This is a genomic window from Mesorhizobium sp. WSM3879, from assembly GCF_002294915.1.
In the GTDB taxonomy this organism is placed as follows: domain Bacteria; phylum Pseudomonadota; class Alphaproteobacteria; order Rhizobiales; family Rhizobiaceae; genus Mesorhizobium.
This window is the reverse complement of record NZ_NSFZ01000003.1, coordinates 588,712-604,777: the sequence shown is the minus strand read 5'-3', so window position 1 is coordinate 604,777 and position 16,066 is coordinate 588,712. Positions and strand designations below refer to the sequence as shown.

The 16,066-nt window shown below is 65.1% G+C and carries 17 protein-coding genes; 5 read left to right on the top strand and 12 right to left on the bottom strand.

Features of this window, described 5'->3' with window-relative positions; translation table 11 throughout:
* Nucleotides 1-49: 49 nt before the first annotated feature.
* Complete coding sequence (locus CK218_RS09650; RefSeq protein ID WP_095827521.1) at nt 50-943, bottom strand: dihydrodipicolinate synthase family protein; 894 nt, start codon at nt 941-943, stop codon at nt 50-52.
* A 69-nt stretch (nt 944-1,012) separates the two neighbouring features.
* Between CK218_RS09650 and CK218_RS09645 the strand changes: the two genes are divergently transcribed.
* A complete protein-coding gene (locus CK218_RS09645; RefSeq protein ID WP_179294459.1) occupies nt 1,013-1,717 on the top strand; it encodes a GntR family transcriptional regulator in 705 nt (234 codons plus the stop codon).
* Nucleotides 1,718-1,759: 42 nt separating this feature from the next.
* Here the strand turns inward: CK218_RS09645 and CK218_RS09640 are convergent, their stop codons facing one another.
* Together CK218_RS09640 and CK218_RS09630 are read right to left on the bottom strand one after the other, a co-directional pair.
* Complete coding sequence (locus tag CK218_RS09640; protein ID WP_095827519.1) at nt 1,760-2,077, bottom strand: hypothetical protein; 318 nt, start codon at nt 2,075-2,077, stop codon at nt 1,760-1,762.
* A 241-nt stretch (nt 2,078-2,318) separates the two neighbouring features.
* The gene (locus CK218_RS09630) at nt 2,319-2,618 is read right to left on the bottom strand and encodes a hypothetical protein (RefSeq protein ID WP_067001648.1); all 300 of its coding nucleotides are present in this window, start codon (nt 2,616-2,618) and stop codon (nt 2,319-2,321) included.
* Between the two features lie 139 nt (nt 2,619-2,757).
* Here CK218_RS09630 and CK218_RS30010 point away from each other — a divergent pair, with 139 nt between their 5' ends.
* The gene (locus CK218_RS30010; RefSeq protein ID WP_143749613.1) at nt 2,758-3,165 is read left to right on the top strand and encodes a hypothetical protein; all 408 of its coding nucleotides are present in this window, start codon (nt 2,758-2,760) and stop codon (nt 3,163-3,165) included.
* On the opposite strand, the gene CK218_RS09625 is transcribed toward CK218_RS30010, so the two are convergent.
* On the bottom strand, nt 3,146-4,642 hold the full coding sequence (locus CK218_RS09625) for a CoA-acylating methylmalonate-semialdehyde dehydrogenase (RefSeq protein ID WP_067319526.1): 1,497 nt from the start codon (nt 4,640-4,642) through the stop codon (nt 3,146-3,148). The two genes, CK218_RS30010 and CK218_RS09625, sit on opposite strands and share 20 nt — an antisense overlap.
* A 374-nt stretch (nt 4,643-5,016) precedes the next feature.
* On the opposite strand from CK218_RS09625, the gene CK218_RS09615 reads away from it, so the two are divergent.
* Nucleotides 5,017-5,898: a LysR family transcriptional regulator gene (locus CK218_RS09615; RefSeq protein ID WP_095827518.1), complete on the top strand. Its 882-nt coding sequence runs from the start codon at nt 5,017-5,019 to the stop codon at nt 5,896-5,898.
* Nucleotides 5,899-5,978: 80 nt separating this feature from the next.
* On the opposite strand, the gene CK218_RS09610 is transcribed toward CK218_RS09615, so the two are convergent.
* Nucleotides 5,979-6,323 carry a hypothetical protein gene (locus CK218_RS09610; protein WP_143749612.1) on the bottom strand — a complete coding sequence of 115 codons (345 nt, stop codon included), beginning with the start codon at nt 6,321-6,323 and terminating at the stop codon, nt 5,979-5,981.
* Here CK218_RS09610 and CK218_RS09605 point away from each other — a divergent pair.
* Nucleotides 6,313-6,753 (top strand): hypothetical protein, encoded by a 441-nt coding sequence (locus CK218_RS09605; RefSeq protein ID WP_095827581.1) that lies wholly within the window; start codon nt 6,313-6,315, stop codon nt 6,751-6,753. The two genes, CK218_RS09610 and CK218_RS09605, sit on opposite strands and share 11 nt — an antisense overlap.
* Before the next feature lie 68 nt (nt 6,754-6,821).
* The gene (locus tag CK218_RS09600; protein ID WP_095827580.1) at nt 6,822-8,912 is read left to right on the top strand and encodes a phosphatidylserine/phosphatidylglycerophosphate/cardiolipin synthase family protein; all 2,091 of its coding nucleotides are present in this window, start codon (nt 6,822-6,824) and stop codon (nt 8,910-8,912) included.
* Nucleotide 8,913: 1 nt separating this feature from the next.
* On the opposite strand, the gene CK218_RS09595 is transcribed toward CK218_RS09600, so the two are convergent.
* The 7 genes from CK218_RS09595 to CK218_RS09565 all read right to left on the bottom strand — a co-directional run bounded on the left by CK218_RS09595 (nt 8,914) and on the right by CK218_RS09565 (nt 16,065).
* Entirely contained in the window at nt 8,914-10,173 is a 1,260-nt protein-coding gene (locus CK218_RS09595; RefSeq protein WP_095827516.1) for a D-amino acid dehydrogenase, read from the bottom strand.
* Between the two features lie 20 nt (nt 10,174-10,193).
* Nucleotides 10,194-10,724 (bottom strand): nucleoside-diphosphate kinase, encoded by a 531-nt coding sequence (locus tag CK218_RS09590; protein ID WP_095827515.1) that lies wholly within the window; start codon nt 10,722-10,724, stop codon nt 10,194-10,196.
* On the bottom strand, nt 10,721-11,140 hold the full coding sequence (gene rnk, locus CK218_RS09585) for a nucleoside diphosphate kinase regulator (protein WP_095827514.1): 420 nt from the start codon (nt 11,138-11,140) through the stop codon (nt 10,721-10,723). The genes CK218_RS09590 and rnk overlap by 4 nt, the downstream gene beginning before the upstream one ends.
* Before the next feature lie 271 nt (nt 11,141-11,411).
* Nucleotides 11,412-12,503: an alanine racemase gene (alr, locus tag CK218_RS09580; RefSeq protein ID WP_095827579.1), complete on the bottom strand. Its 1,092-nt coding sequence runs from the start codon at nt 12,501-12,503 to the stop codon at nt 11,412-11,414.
* 251 nt (nt 12,504-12,754) lie between these two features.
* Entirely contained in the window at nt 12,755-13,270 is a 516-nt protein-coding gene (locus tag CK218_RS09575; RefSeq protein ID WP_095827513.1) for an RNA pyrophosphohydrolase, read from the bottom strand.
* A gap of 51 nt (nt 13,271-13,321) precedes the next feature.
* Nucleotides 13,322-14,521 (bottom strand): divergent polysaccharide deacetylase family protein, encoded by a 1,200-nt coding sequence (locus tag CK218_RS09570; protein ID WP_095827512.1) that lies wholly within the window; start codon nt 14,519-14,521, stop codon nt 13,322-13,324.
* Between the two features lie 212 nt (nt 14,522-14,733).
* Nucleotides 14,734-16,065: a S41 family peptidase gene (locus CK218_RS09565; RefSeq protein ID WP_179294457.1), complete on the bottom strand. Its 1,332-nt coding sequence runs from the start codon at nt 16,063-16,065 to the stop codon at nt 14,734-14,736.
* Nucleotide 16,066: the final 1 nt, after the last annotated feature.

The following is a 16,066-nucleotide window of genomic DNA, read 5'->3' as shown; positions in this document are numbered from 1 at the left end:
CTCGTCTGTCTGCCGCCATCTGCTCCGCGTGAACGGGAGCAGAAAGCCATCAGAACGCCGGCAGTTCCGGCCGCGCGGCCAGCGTCTCCCTGACAATCTTTTCCACCGCCTTCCGGCGCTCGCCCGACAGCGGCTGGCGCGGCATGCGAACGCGGTCATTGGTACCGATCGCCAGCACTTCGGCAAGCTTGATGTTTTGGACCAGGTAGGTCGAGACATCGAGGTCGAGCAGTGGCCTGAACCAGCGGTAAATCTTCAGCGCTTCCTCGCGGCGACCTTTTCTCATCAACTGGTAGATGGCGACGGTCTCACGCGGGAAGGCCGTGACAAGGCCCGCCACCCAGCCGATGGCGCCGACCGACAGCGCCTCGAAGGCGAGGTTGTCGACGCCGGTGAAGAGGTCGTAGCGGTCGCCGAGGCGATTGATGATCTCGGTCGAGCGGCGGATGTCGTCCGACGATTCCTTGATTGCGACGAAGCGCTTGTCGGACGCCAACTCCTCCATCAGGTCGACAGTGACGTCGACGCGATAGGCGAGCCGGTTGGAGTAGATCATGACAGGCAGGTCGCCGGCCTCCGCGACGGCGCGAAGTGCGGCGACCGTCTCTTCGGCATTAGTGTGGTAGATCGGGCTCGGCACCACCATCAGGCCGTTGGCGCCTTCCTTGGCTGCGCGGCGTGCGATGCTTGCCGCCTCGCGGGTGCCGGGTTCGTTGACGGTCAGAAGCACCGGCTTTGTCCCGGCGACCTTCTGCGCCGTCTTCAGCACTTCGATCTTCTCGTCATGCGACAGCATTGGCCCTTCGCCGAGCGAACCGCAGACGATGATGCCGTCGCAGCCGGCCTCCATCTGCAGGGAAAAACAACGCTCCATCTCGGCATGATCGAGGAGGTCGTCGGTGGTGAACTTGGTCGTGACTGCAGGGAAAACTCCGGCCCACATGGCTATCTCTCCGTCTGATATATCAGCGGTATATTTATTAAGACGCGGTCTGTCAATGCTGAATTCGCTATGATATATGAAAAATATATCAGGAGCTGCCCATTGATATCCGCATTGATATCCAACGAAACGAGCGCGGCCTTCGAGCCGGTTGCGACCAGGGCCTATCGTGTGCTGGAGCACATGATCGTCACCCTCGAACTGGCGCCTTCAAGCTTCGTCACCGAAGGTGCACTGATCGAGCGGCTCGGCTTCGGCCGTACCCCGGTGCGCGAAGCGATCCAAAGGCTGGCCTGGGAGGGCTTGCTCGACGTCAGACCACGCGCCGGCATCGCGGTGGCGCCGCTCCACCCCGGCGACTGGCTGCGCGTCATCGATGCCAGGCGCGGCATCGAGGTGGTGCTTGCCCGCTCGGCCGCCCGCTACGTCACCCGCGAGGCGGCCGACCTGTTTCACGAGGCAGCCCTCGCCATGCAGAAGGCAGTGATCTCCGGCAACGTGCTTTCCTTCATTCAGGCCGACAAGCTACTTGACGAGGCGCTGGCGATCGCCGCCGACAATCCATTCGCGGCGCGCGTGGCGGCGCCCTTGCAGACGCACAGCCGGCGCTTCTGGTTCCGCTACAAGGCGGATACCGGGCTCGCCGAATCGGCCGAGCACCACGTCGCGCTGATCCGCTCTATCCTCGACGGCGACGAGGAAGCCGCCGCCAAGGACGCCAAGAAATTGATGGCGCTGCTGCGCCACCACGCCGAGGCGGCCGCGACGCGCTGACCAGAGCGGTTCCGGCTTAACTGAACTGTCCGGTTACGCAGTTCACCCGCCCGGGTGCCGGACCGCGGTGGCCAGCGTGTCCTCCCATCCCTCGCCCGCCGCCAGGATGCAACTCTGGCCCTTAACGTCGGTCATCAGGATGGTCCAGGTTCCGCTCGCCGACACAAACACCTCGAAGATGGCGATGTCTCCACCCAGGCCATAGCCCAGCCGCTTCTCTTCGAACGTCTCTGCCAGCCCCGCGACCAGATCGTCATGACCCCCGCAGAGGACTTGCGCCTGCACCGGGACTGCCGGCAAAGCCATGACGGCGCCGGCGACTGCCGCCTTCACCACTCGGAACGAAAATCTGCGTGCCATGGGCACCTCCTTCGCCGTGGCATTCCGGCAAAAGAGGCACATTCGGCCGCCTCAGTGTGCCGGAACGCTCCAGGCCGGACTCGACGTCGCCATCACGTCACTCCTTCTGGTTTCCGGTCTGTCGCAGGGAGATTTATCACTCCCTGCATTCGATATGGTGAAGCTGCGCCCGGTAGACAAGCGGGCGTTGATGCGGGCGCCGGCGCGGCTTTCACTGAACGAGCCGTGGCGCCAGTGAGTGTTAGGCTCCCGGCACGGCTGCCGTGATCGTCGGGCTGTCCCAGCCTTCGCCAACGGACAGGATGCAGCTCTGCCCCTTGGTATCGGAGGCAAGAACGGTCCAACTGCCTTGGTCGGAGACAAAGATCTCGAGCACGACGTTCGGATTGATCAGCCCGCGCCCTGCCTCGCTTTCGTGGAACTTGTCGCCGAGCGCTTTGATGATGTCGGCGCGTGGTGCGCATTGTGCTGCCGCATTGGCCTGGCCGACCGACAGCGCTGCCGCCGCAAGGCACATCGTCGCCATAAGAAATCGTGTCATCCGACACCTCCTCGCGCCAGACGAGAACCCCGGCTGCCACCGGCGCTGTTTGATTGGCCTGCACGCATGGCAGGAATACAGCCTAAGGCGAATGGCGGCCTGTTGGTTCCATCACACGGCGATGGAATCATTAGGAGGTGTGGATGCAGCCTCGACGTATCTCGTCGCAAATCATGCATCTGAAGTTGCAAGCGACGACCGGGCGAGACGACAAGCTACGCCAAATATCGATGAGGTGAAGGACAACCGGCCTCCTCTGCAAGGCCCCAAACAGAAAGCGCGGGTGCAAACCGCGCTTTCTCACGAGGCTCTCGAAAAACCGTCCGGTCAGTTCATCGTCGGGATGACGAACTCGGCGCCGTCCTTGATGCCTGCCGCGCGCCCGCAGCCGACGCGGCAAGGACGCGCGACCGAAAAACCGTCCGGTCAGTTCATCGTCGGGATGACGAATTCGGCGCCGTCCTTGATGCCTGCCGCGCGCCCGCAGCCGCAACGCGGCGAGGACGCGCAACCAAAAAACCGTCCGGTCAGTTCATCGTCGGGATGACGAACTCGGCGCCGTCCTTGATGCCGGACGGCCAGCGCGAGGTGACCGTCTTGGTCTTGGTGTAGAAGCGGAACGCGTCCGGGCCGTGCTGGTTGAGATCGCCGAAGGACGACGCCTTCCAGCCGCCGAAGGTGTAGTAGGCGATCGGCACCGGGATCGGCACGTTGACGCCGACCATGCCGACCTGGACCCTGGAAGCAAAGTCACGCGCGGCGTCGCCGTCGCGGGTGAAGATGGCAACGCCGTTGCCCATCTCGTGGTCGTTGGCGAGATTGATGGCGTTCTCATAGGTCGGCGCGCGCACCACCGACAGCACCGGCCCGAAGATCTCTTCCTTGTAGATGCGCATCTCCGGCGTCACGTTGTCGAACAGGCAGCCGCCCATGTAGTAGCCGTTCTCGTAGCCCTGCATCTTGAAGCCGCGGCCATCGACGACCAGCTTGGCGCCTTCCTTGACGCCGATGTCGACATAGCCCTTGACGCGTTCCAGGGCTTGGCGTGTCACCAGCGGGCCGAAATCGGCCGAGGAGTCGGTCGACGGACCGACCTTCAGGCTTTCGACGCGCGGCACCAGCTTTTCCATCAGCCGGTTCGCGGTGTCGTTGCCGACCGGCACAGCCACCGAGATCGCCATGCAGCGCTCGCCGGCCGAGCCGTAGCCGGCACCGACCAGCGCGTCCACCGTCTGGTCCATGTCGGCGTCGGGCATGATGATCATGTGGTTCTTGGCGCCGCCGAAGCATTGCACGCGTTTTCCCGCCGCGCAGCCGCGCGCATAGATGTACTGCGCAATCGGCGTTGACCCGACGAAGCCGACGGCTTTGATGTCCGGATCGTCGAGGATTGCGTCGACCACTTCCTTGTCGCCGTTGACCACGTTCAGCACGCCTTCAGGCAGGCCGGCCTCGATGAACAGCTCGGCGATGCGGATCGGCACGCCCGGGTCGCGCTCCGAAGGCTTCAGGATGAAGGCGTTGCCGCAGGCGATCGCCGGCGCGATCTTCCACAGCGGGATCATCGCCGGGAAGTTGAACGGCGTGATGCCGGCGACGACGCCGAGCGGCTGGCGCATCGAATAGGTGTCGATGCCCGGACCGGCGCCGTCGGTGAACTCGCCCTTCATCATATGCGGCGCGCCGATGCAGACCTCGACCACTTCGAGGCCACGCTGGATGTCGCCGCGCGCGTCGGCGATGGTCTTGCCATGCTCGCGCGCCAGGATGTCGGCCAGCTCGTCATAGTCGCGCTGGACCAGTTCGAGAAACTTCATCAGCACGCGCACGCGGCGCTGCGGGTTGGTGGCGCCCCACTTGATCTGCGCGGCCTTGGCGTTCTCGACCGCGGCGCGCAGTTCCTGCGCCGAGGCCAGCGCCACCGTAGCGCGCACCGAGCCGTCCATCGGCTGCATGACGTCCTGCTTGCGGCCGCTGGTGCCGGCGACACGCTTGCCGCCAATGAAATGACCGTACTCGATCATGGGTTCTCTCCCTGTTTTGGTGATGAGGCATTGTCCGCCTTTGCGGCGGCAATGGCAACGCGAGCAAGAACGCAACCGTTGTGCACGAAATAGACAGCGGCAGCCGGACGTGCATTAATTGCCGCAAAAGGTGATGATGATCGGTCATTGAAAGGATCGAAGATTGAGTTCCTTCACACCCCCCTCTGTCCTGCCGGACATCTCCCCCGCATGGGGGGAGATCGGCAGTTTCATCGCCGGGGCTCTTCCTGCAACGTTGGCGATTGGCGAAAGCGAACGCGACATCCGATCTCCCCCCTTGCGGGGGAGATGTCCGGCAGGACAGAGGGAGGTGGGCGGGAACGCAGCGCTGGCGACTAACCTGGACCATCCCCATGAACTGGGATGATGTCCGCATCTTCCTCGCCGTGGCGCGCGCCGGCCAGATCCTCGGCGCGGCAAAACGTCTGGAGCTTAACCACGCCACCGTCTCGCGACGGCTCGCGGCGCTCGAGGAAGCGCTGCGGACGAAACTCTTCCGTCGCCTGACCACCGGCAGCGAGCTGACGCCGGCCGGCGAGCGCTTCCTCGACATCGCCGAGCGCATGGAGAGCGACATGATTGCCGCGCGGTCGACCATCGCCGGCGAGGGCGACGACGTCTCCGGCACGGTGCGCATCGGCGCTCCCGACGGTTTTGGTGTCGCCTTCCTCGCCAAGCGTTTGGGCGAGCTGACGGCGCTCCACCGCGAGCTCACCATCCAGCTGGTGCCGGTGCCGCGCTCATTCTCCCTGTCGCGGCGCGAGGCCGACATCGCGATTACCGTCGAGCGGCCGACCGAAGGGCGATTGGTGGCGGGAAAGCTGGTCGACTATACGCTCGGCCTGTTCGCCTCCCGCACCTATGCGGAAGCCAACGGCCTGCCGAAGACAGCAGCCGAGCTCGATCGGCACACGCTGATCGGCTATGTGCCCGACCTCATCGTCAGCCCTTCGCTCGACTATGCCGCGGAGTTCAGCCCGGACTGGCGCACCAGCTTCGCCATCTCGTCAGCACTTGGCCAGGCGGAGGCGGTGCGCTCGGGCGCCGGCATCGGCATCCTCCACACCTTCGTCGCCCGCTCGATGCCGGAACTGGTGCCGGTAGACATCGTCGCGCCCATCCGCCGCGCCTACTGGTTGGTCTATCACGAATCGGTGAGGCCGCTGCGCCGGGTCCAGCTCGTCGCCAATTTCATCACCAAGGCGGTGGAGCGGGAAAAAGGGTTGTTCGTCTGATGCCGTCCAAAAAGGCCGACCCGCTTTGGAACCGCCATTGAGGCGCATCGAGGACGAAAGAATTCACAACCTTGTCGGCCTCAGCCGCGAACGCCGCCCACATCCCGGCCGGCTTCCTCGGCGCTGTTGCCCATCAGCCCGCAGGTGACGAAACCATAGTGGCCCTCGCGTATCGAAATCGCGATCCTGGCGTGGCCGTAGAAGCTGACATCGCCGTTGGCCGAGGTGGAAAATCCATGCCGGCCATCCGCACGGGATAGCCGTCCGGGAATCGCGCCAGCCTGTCGTTGCTGAAACTGGCCGAACCGAAGGCGGAGCCGACCCGCCTTGCGCTTGCCACAAAATCGGCCAGTGTGGCACCAGTGCTTCGCCATGCCATGGCAGGCGAGGGGAATCTTGGAAGCCGGCGCAGACATGCGAGCCATTCTTGCCATCCTGCCGCTGCTTTACCTCTCCGGCTGCGCCAATCCGTGGGCCAGGGTTCCCGAAGCTGAACTGCCGAAGCCGATCCGCTATGCGATGGCCCGCCCCTCGCCTTTCGTCTTCGGCAATTATTGCGGTCCCGGAACCCGCACCGGCGATCTCTCGGCCACCCCGGTCGACCGGCTCGATGCCGCCTGCCGGATCCACGATGCCTGCTATATCGCCCGCCACAATCATTGCGATTGCGACGGCGCGCTGATCGCTTCGGCAAGGACGATCCGCAACGACAAGACGGCGCCAAGGAAGATGCGCGGCCAGGCCGAGCTCTTGATAGCCACCTTCGCGCTTCCCGTCTGCAAGGTCTTTCCGCAGGGCTTCATGCCGCCGCGCGATCCCGCCCAGCTCAAGGTCATGAACGAGGCGACCGGGTGAGACCGGGAGCCGTCGTGACAAGGCTGCTGCTTGGCCTGGCGCTGACCGCGCTCGCCGGATGCGCCGGCATGCCGGGCCGTTCCGCCTGCGCCTTCTTTCCGGGAGACGAAGCCTGCGCGCGCCAGCCCATCTCGGCGGATCGAAGCGGCGCCGAGATCGCCAGCGCCGGTTACTTCGCGGACAATGGCAATGCCGCCTATGAAAAGCGATTCGAGGCGTTGCTGGCCCAAAGCCGAATCGATGCGCTCGACCGCACCAACGGCACCGGCCGCTTCGGCCGTGACTGGCGCGACGTCCACAATGATCGTTTCCAGGCAACTTATCCGGCGCTGCAACGGTTGGCGAAGCCGCTCGACAGCACTGAGCAGCCGCTGGCACCAGGCAAACCGGGCGAAGGCCATTTCACCGGTCGCTGGCGCATGTCGCGCCAGACGCTCTATCTCGACGCTGCCGCCAGGCCGTCCGCACCCAAGACCTTCGGCTTCTCCGGCCTGCAGGCGCGCTCGGTCGAGATCGTGCTCCGCCAGGTCGGCCGGCAAACGGTCGTGATCGGCGGCAGCTGCGACGGATCGCTGGCGATGCGCATCTCGGGCCGGTCGCGGACAATTGCCAAAGGTGCCGCGTTCCATCTCAGCCTGCCGGCGACCGAGACATCTGCCAGCCTGTTTCCAAGCGAAGCGCTCACCCGTTGCGACCTCACCGTCAGCTCCAGCCTCGCGCCGTCCGGCGCGAAGCTGACCATCCTGCGCGAGGAGGCCGCCGACCCATGGATCACGGCACTCGACAGCCGCTATGATCGTTGTCCGGTGCCAGATCCGGCCGGGCTCGAAGCGCTCGACCGCGCCTTTTATGTCGGTCGCTGGCTGTCGCAGACCTGCGCGCTGCCGCTCGGGTCGCCGACCCTGCTGCGCAAATCGCGCGACGGCTTCAACGCCAAGGTCGAGGCGCTGCTCGGCAAGAAACTGCCCGACAGCGCCTTCGACAAGGCCGATCCCGAACTGCCGCTCGATTTCTCCAACGCGCCGAGACTCAAGCTGATCTACCTGTCGTCGCTGGAGTTCAAGGCGGACTTCTCCGGCCGCATCATGGAGCGGCTGATCCGCCATCACGCGGCGCTCGGCACCAAGGTACGCATCCTGGTCACCGACGTGCTGGAGCGCGACAAGGACGACGCCCTGCTGCATCGGCTGGCGGCGGAGTTTCCCAATGTCCAATTGCAGGAATATCGCTGGCAGGCCGATCACGGCGCGCCGATCGACGAGCAGCTCTCACAGCTGCACAAGACCCATCACATCAAGATGCTGGCGACCCTGGCCGAGGAACCCGGCCGCTCGCGCGTCATCATCGGCGGCCGCAACATCCATGACGGGTTCCTGTTTCATAAGCCGATCGACCTGTCGCGCTACCCTCAGCTGCAGCAATACGGCAAGACCGACGGCTTCTCGCTCAACTACTATTCCAACTGGAGCGACTTCGACATCAAGATCGCCGACCCGGCGACGGTCGAAACGCTGGCCGCGCATTTCTCGACCGTCTGGCTGCGCGATGCCGACACCAATCTGTCACGGCCGTTTTCCATTCCGGTCCGTTCCGGTGGCCATCCGCAAGGCCTGGTGCGGCACTTCATTTCCGTGCCTTACGCGGACGGGCATGCACTGGAAAACTACTTCGTCGAACTGATCGACACCGCCGAGCATCGCATCGAGATCGTCAATCCCTATCTGAACCTGACGCCCAGTCTCGCCAGAGCGTTCGATCGGGCGCTGGCCCGCGGCGTCAGGATCGACGTCGTTGGGCGCATCGATCTCAAGGGCGACATAGGCGGCCGCTTCCTCACCGCGCTCAACAAGCTGTTCGTGGAGAAATATGGCGACCGCATCAACATCCGCGAATTCAAGGCGCCCGACGTGGTGCTGCATTCCAAGATCATGATGATCGATCAGCGCCTGGTGACGATCTCCTCGGTCAACCTCAACAATCGCAGCTTCGTCCACGACTCGGAAAACGGCATGATGGTGCTCGATCCGGCCTTCTACCGCCGCATGAAGTCGGTCTATGACGACTATCTCGCCCATTCGCAGCCGGTCGCCACCAATGTCACGATCGGCTGGGCTTACCGGCTGCTGTTCAGCAATGGGTGGGTGAAACAGGCCTTTTAAATCAAGCCTTGATGTAGCGGTCCGGGCTGAGGTCGAGCGCGTTGATCTCCGGCACCCGGTTGGAAATGATATCGGCAAGCACTTTCGCCGAGCCGCAGGCCATGGTCCAGCCCAGCGTGCCGTGGCCGGTGTTGAGATAGAGATTGGACAATTCGCTGCGCCCGACCAGCGGCGGCCCGTCCGGCGTCATCGGCCGCAAGCCGCACCAGAAACTCGCCGCCTTGAGATCGCCGCCGCCCGGAAACAGGTCGCCGACGGAGTGCTCGAGCGTGCGGCGGCGCGATTCATGCAGGCGAAGGTCGAAGCCCGAAATCTCCGCGGTGCCGCCGACGCGGATGCGGTCGCCGAGCCTGGTGATCGCCACCTTGTAAGTCTCGTCCATGATGGTCGATACCGGCGCCGCCGCCGCGTCCGTGATCGGCACCGTGATGGAATAGCCCTTGACCGGATAGACGGGGATCGGCCGTTTCATCTTGCGCATGAAGGGAGCCGAATAGCTGCCAAGCGCCATCACATAAGCCTCCGCCGTTCGCCAGCCCTTGTCGGTGCCGACCTGGACGACGCGGTTCCGGTTCCTGACGACGCGCCGGATGCTCGTGCCATATTCGAAGGCGACGCCGCGCGCCACGCAAAGCTCGGCCAGCTTGTCGGTGAACATCTTGCAGTCGCCGGTCTCGTCGCCGGGCAACCTCAGCCCACCGACGAATTTTTCCAGCACACCGGCCAGCGCCGGCTCGGCCGCGATGCAGCCGTCCCGGTCGAGGAGCTCGTAGGGAACGCCGTATTTTTTCAGCACCTCGACATCGCCGCCGGTGCCGTCGAGCTGCTTCTGCTTGCGGAAGAGCTGCAGCGTGCCCTTGGCTCGCTCGTCATAGCTGATGCCGATCGTAGCGCGTAGCGCCTTCAGCGTGTCGCGGCTGTACTCGGCCAAGGGCACCATGCGCGACTTGTTCAGCGCATAGCGCTCGGCCGTGCAGTTGCGCAGCATCTTCAAGAGCCATGTCCACATATGCGGATCGAAGGCCGGCCGCACCACCAGCGGTCCGTATTTCATCAACAGCCATTTGACGGCTTTCACGGGGATGCCGGGCCCGGCCCATGGCGAGGCATAGCCCGGCGACACTTCGCCGGCATTGGCGAAGCTGGTCTCCAGCGCCGGTCCCTGCTGCCGGTCGATCACCGTGACTTCATGGCCAGCCTCGGCAAGGAAGTAGGCGGTGGTGATCCCGATCACGCCGCCGCCCAGCACCAGGACTTTCATTCTATGCTCCCTCAAACCGATCATGCCGCCGAAGGGCCGGGATCGTCGCCTTCTGTCTGCCGGATTTTGCCGCCCCCGCCAAGGGGCCAACGATCGCCTGCGGCGCTGTACACCAGCCTCGGGCCAAGGGGTCGCTGTGCGGCAGTCCGAGCCGCCCGATGCTCGGCCTCCGGCTGGTAGGCCACATCCTCGAGAAGGATGCGCTCGCGGCTGCCGTCGGGGCGCTCGGCCACTACCGACTGGCCCGCCCTCATGCCGAGCAGGCAGAGGCCGCGCCAGGTGCCGAGCGGCAGGCCGAATCCGACAGGAGCGGAGGCGTCGCCCAGCATCAACGTCCTCGTCTCCGGGGCTCCGTCGTTGATCCGGAAGACTACCCGGCTGTTCAGCGTGGCGAGGTCGGGCTCGACCATGCCGACCGGGATGATGTTGCTCTCGGCGAGCTTGCGTTCGAGCATCGGCACGATCGCGTCGGCAGAGGCGCGCCGGCGCATCAGCATCGCTTCGAGAACCGCGAGATCCTTCGGCGTGAGGCGATAGATGATCCTGGTCATGGCGCTCTCCGCGACACGGATTGCTCGACCGCGTGGATGGTCGCCGAAAGCACCCGGCCGTCGCGGCTTCGCCAGGAGACTGTGCGGCCGGCACGCGCGCCGATCAGCGCGGTTCCGAGCGGCGTCAGCACCGAGATGCGTTTTTCGGCGATGTCGGCCTCGGCGGGATAGACCAGCGTGACGCGCTGAACGCTTCCTTCCCCGTCGTGAAGCGTCACCGTCGTGCCCATCCGCACGACATCCGCTGGCATCGCCGCTTCGGCGGCGATCCGCGCGCGGTCCATCTCGGCGAGCAGGTCCTCGGCCATCTCGGGCGTCCGCTCGAGAAAGGCTCTGGCAAGGCCGCTGAGCCGGTCGTGGTCCGCGTCGCTGACGAGGATCGTGTTTCGGGAACGCGATTGGGTTGTGGCATTCATGGCAAACCTCCTGGATTTGCACGTCGACGAACCGACGCGCGCTGCAGCCCGCTCAAAGGCGGCGACGAAGAGCCGACAGCCGCGAAAGGCTGGCTGGCTCGATGACGATGTCAGGAATTCAAATGCCCCGGCTCGGCGGTCGCCAACACGACCGCGCCGGGGCTACGCTCCCGCGATGGGGCAAACCCTGAAAAAGGTTCTGCTATGGGCGAGGTTGCTCATGCCTCGACCCTTGCCGAGATACACCGGCTTGTCAAGCAAGCCGCCCCTTTCACCCGCCGATGTACCGGCGGTGAAAGCGCGCACCCAGGCTGGCCAGCACCTCGTAGCCGATGGTTCCGGCATGCGCGGCCGCGTCGTCGAGGCTTTGCGACGGCCCGATGAGCTCGACGAGGTCGCCCTCGCCCAGTTGATCGACCGGAAGCGCTGAAATGTCGAGGACAATGGAATCCATCGATACCCGCCCGACGAAAGGCAGCCGCACGCCCTCGAGCCAGGCGGCCGAGGCGGCGCGCCGGTGCCAGCCATCAGCATAGCCGAGCGAGATTGTCGCCAGCCTGAGCGGTCCGCGCGCCTGATGGGTATGGCCGTAGCCGATGCCGGCGCCGTCATCGACGTTGCGCGTCTGAGCCACCTTCGCCTGCAGCCGCACCACCGGCAGCATCGGGTTCGCCTCGCCCGGCGTCGGATTGATGCCGTAGAGCGCCGCGCCCGGCCGCGCGAGGTCGTGGTGGTAGGCCGATCCGAGAAAGATGCCGGACGAATTGGCAAGCGAGGCCGGCGCCTTGGGCAGCATCCCGCGCAGCCGCTCAAACGCGAGCCGCTGCGCTTCGTTGGCAGGATTGAGCGGCTCGTCGGCGCAGGCGAGATGGCTCATCACCAGGCGGATGTCGATGCCGCCGAAAGCATCCGCCGCGAGCGCCTCGACGTCAGCCGGCGGCATGCCGAGCCGTGACATGCCGCTGTCGACCTGAACAGCGGCCGGCAGCTTTCGGCCGGCGGCAAGCGCCGCTTCACGCCACGCTCTCAACTGAGCGGTGCTGTTGATGACAGGATGAAGCCCAGTCGCGATCGCTTCCGGCTCGGAGCCCGGCGGCAGGCCGTTGAGCACAAAGATCTCATGTCCGGGTCCAAGCGCCTTGCGCAGCGCGATGCCCTCGCCGAGCAGCGCGACGAAGAAGATCTCGCAGCCTTCCTTCATCAGCGCCGATGCCACGCGCGCCGCGCCGAGGCCATAGCCGTCGGCCTTGAGCACGCCGGCGCAGCGCACGCCCGCCAGCCGCGCCTTCAGCCGCCGGTAGTTCTCGCGGATGGCGCCAAGATCGATGGTCAGGATCGCGCCGGCTGAAGTTTCGCCGGGCATAAAGCCGCTGGTGGCGGTCGTTTGCGGCAAAGACGTTTTGGTGCCGGTCATCGGGGCAATTGCGTCGGACAAAGTCGGGTCACACTTGTTGCGGAGCTGCGTGCTTCTCGACGCCGCCAAAGTGCGCTTGTCGCGCGTCGTTCATGTTTGCCTCTTTGCCTGCGGCGCATCTGCATCAACAAAGCATGATCTCGACTACGGTGCCAACCTCTTCGCTAACCGAACTTAGTTCGAAGCGCGCCTGCCAACGCCTAGCGAGCAAGATGCTGGAACGCGGCCGCCACCTGCTCGTAGACCTTGCGCTTGAACGGCACGATCAGGTCGGGCAGCTCCCGCATCGGCCGCCATGCCCATTGGTCGAATTCGGCCTTGTGGCCGCCCGGCGGCGGATTGATCTCAATCTCGCTCTCCTCGCCCTCGAAGCGGTAGGCGAACCATTTCTGCGTTTGGCCGCGATAGCGGCCCTTGAAGGCGACGCCGACCAGATGCGGCGGCAGGTCGTAATTGATCCAGTGCGGCGCTTCGGCAAGCAGCGACACGCTGCGCATACCGGTCTCCTCGTAAAGCTCCCGCTCCGCCGCCGGGAGCGGCTCCTCGCCCTCGTCGATGCCGCCCTGCGGCATCTGCCAGAGTTTCGTGGTGCCGGAGAATTCGCTGTCCGGCTCGGCGATGCGATGCCCAACCCAGACCAGCCCGGCCGGGTTGAGGACCATCAGCCCGACGCAGGGGCGATAGGGCAGCGTTTCAGGATCGATCTTTTTGGCCATCGTTCAGATTTCCAGCCGTTTTAGAGATTCACTCAGGCTAAGGGATCGGCGTTAGCCTTTTTGCGGATCGATCGCCACCGCCGAAATCGGCACGATCTCGATGCCGCGCTTCTTCGCCTCGGCGACCCAGGAGGCCACCGTGTCCACGGTAATGTCGAAGGCCGAACCGATGCCGACGGCGCTGCCCTTGGCGCGTGCCGTCGCCTCGAGGCTGTCCAGCTTCTTGAGGATTTCGCCGCGGTCCTGCACAGCATCGATCACCATGTCGCCGGCGACGAAAGGAACGCCATCCTTCAGCGCGAGGTCGGGCGCCAGGCTTCGCGCGGAGGAGCCGTCGTCGACATAGGCAAGGCCGCGCTTGCCGAGCTCGGCCATGAACGGTCCCATCGCGTTTGCATCAGCCGAGAAACGCGCGCCCATATAGTTCATGACGCCGGTATAGTTGGTAGTCCTCGACAGCGCCCAGTGCAGGCTCTTCAGGTTCTCGTCCGGACTCGCATCGACCGTCAGCGTGTTGCGTCCCGGATTGACGCCCGGATAATCGAACGGCTCGAGCGGTATCTGCATGACGATCTCATGTCCGCTCTGGCGCGCCGCCTTCATCCAGCGGTCGATGCTGTTGCCCTGCGGCGCGAAAGCCAGCGTCACCTCGGCGGGCAATTTGGCGATCGCGGCCTGCGTGCCGGTCTGGGAGACGGCGAGCCCGCCGATGACGATAGCCACGCGCGCGCCGCGCGCTCCGGACCAGGGCCGCGCATAGACGTCGAACGGTCGCCGGCCATCGGCGGAGCGCACCGGCAGCGGGCCGCTGTCGCTCGCCTCGATCAGCGCCCTGTCGGGAATATGCGCGACCTTGAGATTCTGGCTGAGTGTGGAAGGATCGCGGATGACGATACCGGCCTTCGGCGGACCATCGCCCTCTTCAGACTCGACATGGATGATTTGCGGGCCGTCGCTCTTCATCGGCGTGCTCGCATTGGGCTTCGCCGCCGCCACCTCGGCCGGTGCCGGCGTCGGCGCCGGTGCCGGCGCGGGAGCCGGCGCCACGATTACCTTCGGCGTCCAAACGGCCGTCTCTTGCGGTTTGCGGAAAGGTTTTTCACGCAACGCGATCGCACCGGAAATGCCCACTACAGTGAGGACGGCGACCGCCGCGCCAAGCGAGCCGGCGCCGAAGGTGCGCGAGGCAGGGCGCTCTGGCCGGAGCGTCTGTCCGAGCGGGCGTTCGATGTCCTTGCCGATGTCAGCCAAGCCGCATCCCCAGGCCCGTGACGCGGCTGATCGGATCAGCGCAGCTGATCGAATCGTCAGCGCTCACGCGCAAATTCAAAACCTTAGGCGACGCAGCGCCCGTTGCCGAACCACCCTGTCCCCGAATCAAACTGCCGGAACCTCGCGGTCCCGGCAGCATTGCATCGCTTCGGTCGGCCGGCCAGAGCGATCTGCCCCGGCCCTCCCCGTCTTTACTGGTTCAGCACAGCCTTGTCCGGGTTCGGCGGGAAGGCCGGATCGGTCTTTTGGCCGCGCAGCAGCTGTTCGGCATAGATCAGCTGCAGGTCGTCCTTCGGCTCCGGCGGCACATAGGCGGCCGAGCCCGAGCCGGTCGAGCTCTCGTCGGCCCCCTTGATGTGGCCCTTGAGGTCCGATTCGCCGCGGGTCAGGTCCCTGCCCTGCAGGTCCGGCGGCAGCGGCTGCTCGACCTTGATGTCGGGCGTGATGCCCTTGCCCTGGATCGACTTGCCCGACGGCGTGTAATAGAGCGCCGTGGTGAGCCTGAGCGCGCCGTTCTCGCCGAGCGGGATGATGGTCTGCACCGAGCCCTTGCCGAAGGACTGCGTGCCGACGACGGTGGCGCGGCGCAGATCCTGCAGCGCACCGGCGACGATCTCGGACGCGCTTGCCGAGCCGCCATTGACCAGCACGATCAGCGGCTTGCCGCCGATGTCGTCGTTCTGCTTCGGCTTGGCGTCGAAGCGGGTAACGTCCTTCGGATCGCGGCCGCGGGTCGAGACGATCTCGCCGCGCTTCAGGAAGGCGTCCGACACGCTCACCGCTTGGTCGAGCAGGCCGCCCGGATTGAGGCGCAGGTCGAGCACATAGCCCTTCAGCTTGTCGTTGGGCACCTGCTTCTTGATGTTCTCGATGGCGTTCTCGAGATCGTCATAGGTCTTCTCGGTGAAGGAGGTGATCTTCATGTAGCCGATGTCGTTCTCGACCCGGTACTTCACCGCCTTGACCTTGATGATGTCGCGCACGACCGTCAGCTCGATCGGCTTGTCGGCGCCCTGGCGCAGGATGGTGAGCTTGATCGGCGTGTTGACCGGTCCGCGCATCTTCTCGACCGCGTCGTTGAGGGTGAGGCCGCGCACCTCCTCGCCGTCGATCTTGGCGATATAGTCGCCGGCAAGCACGCCCGCCTTTGCGGCCGGCGTGTCGTCGATCGGCGTGATCACCTTGACCAGGTCGTTCTCCATCGTGACCTCGATGCCGAGGCCGCCGAACTCGCCCTTGGTCTGCACGCGCATATCCTGCGCCTGCTCGGCATCCATGTAGGAGGAATGCGGGTCGAGCGAAGCGAGCATGCCGTTGATGGCGTTCTCGACCAGCGACTTGTCGTCCGGAGGCGTCACATATTGCGCGCGCACGCGCTCGAAGATGTCGCCGAAGATCGCCAGCTGCTTGTAGGTCTCGGAACCCGCAGCATTCGCCGCCGAGCCGGGTGCGCCGTAGACCAGGCTCATTGCCGATGCGCCCATCAGCGCGCCGGCAAACAGAAGCGACAATTTCCGCATCATT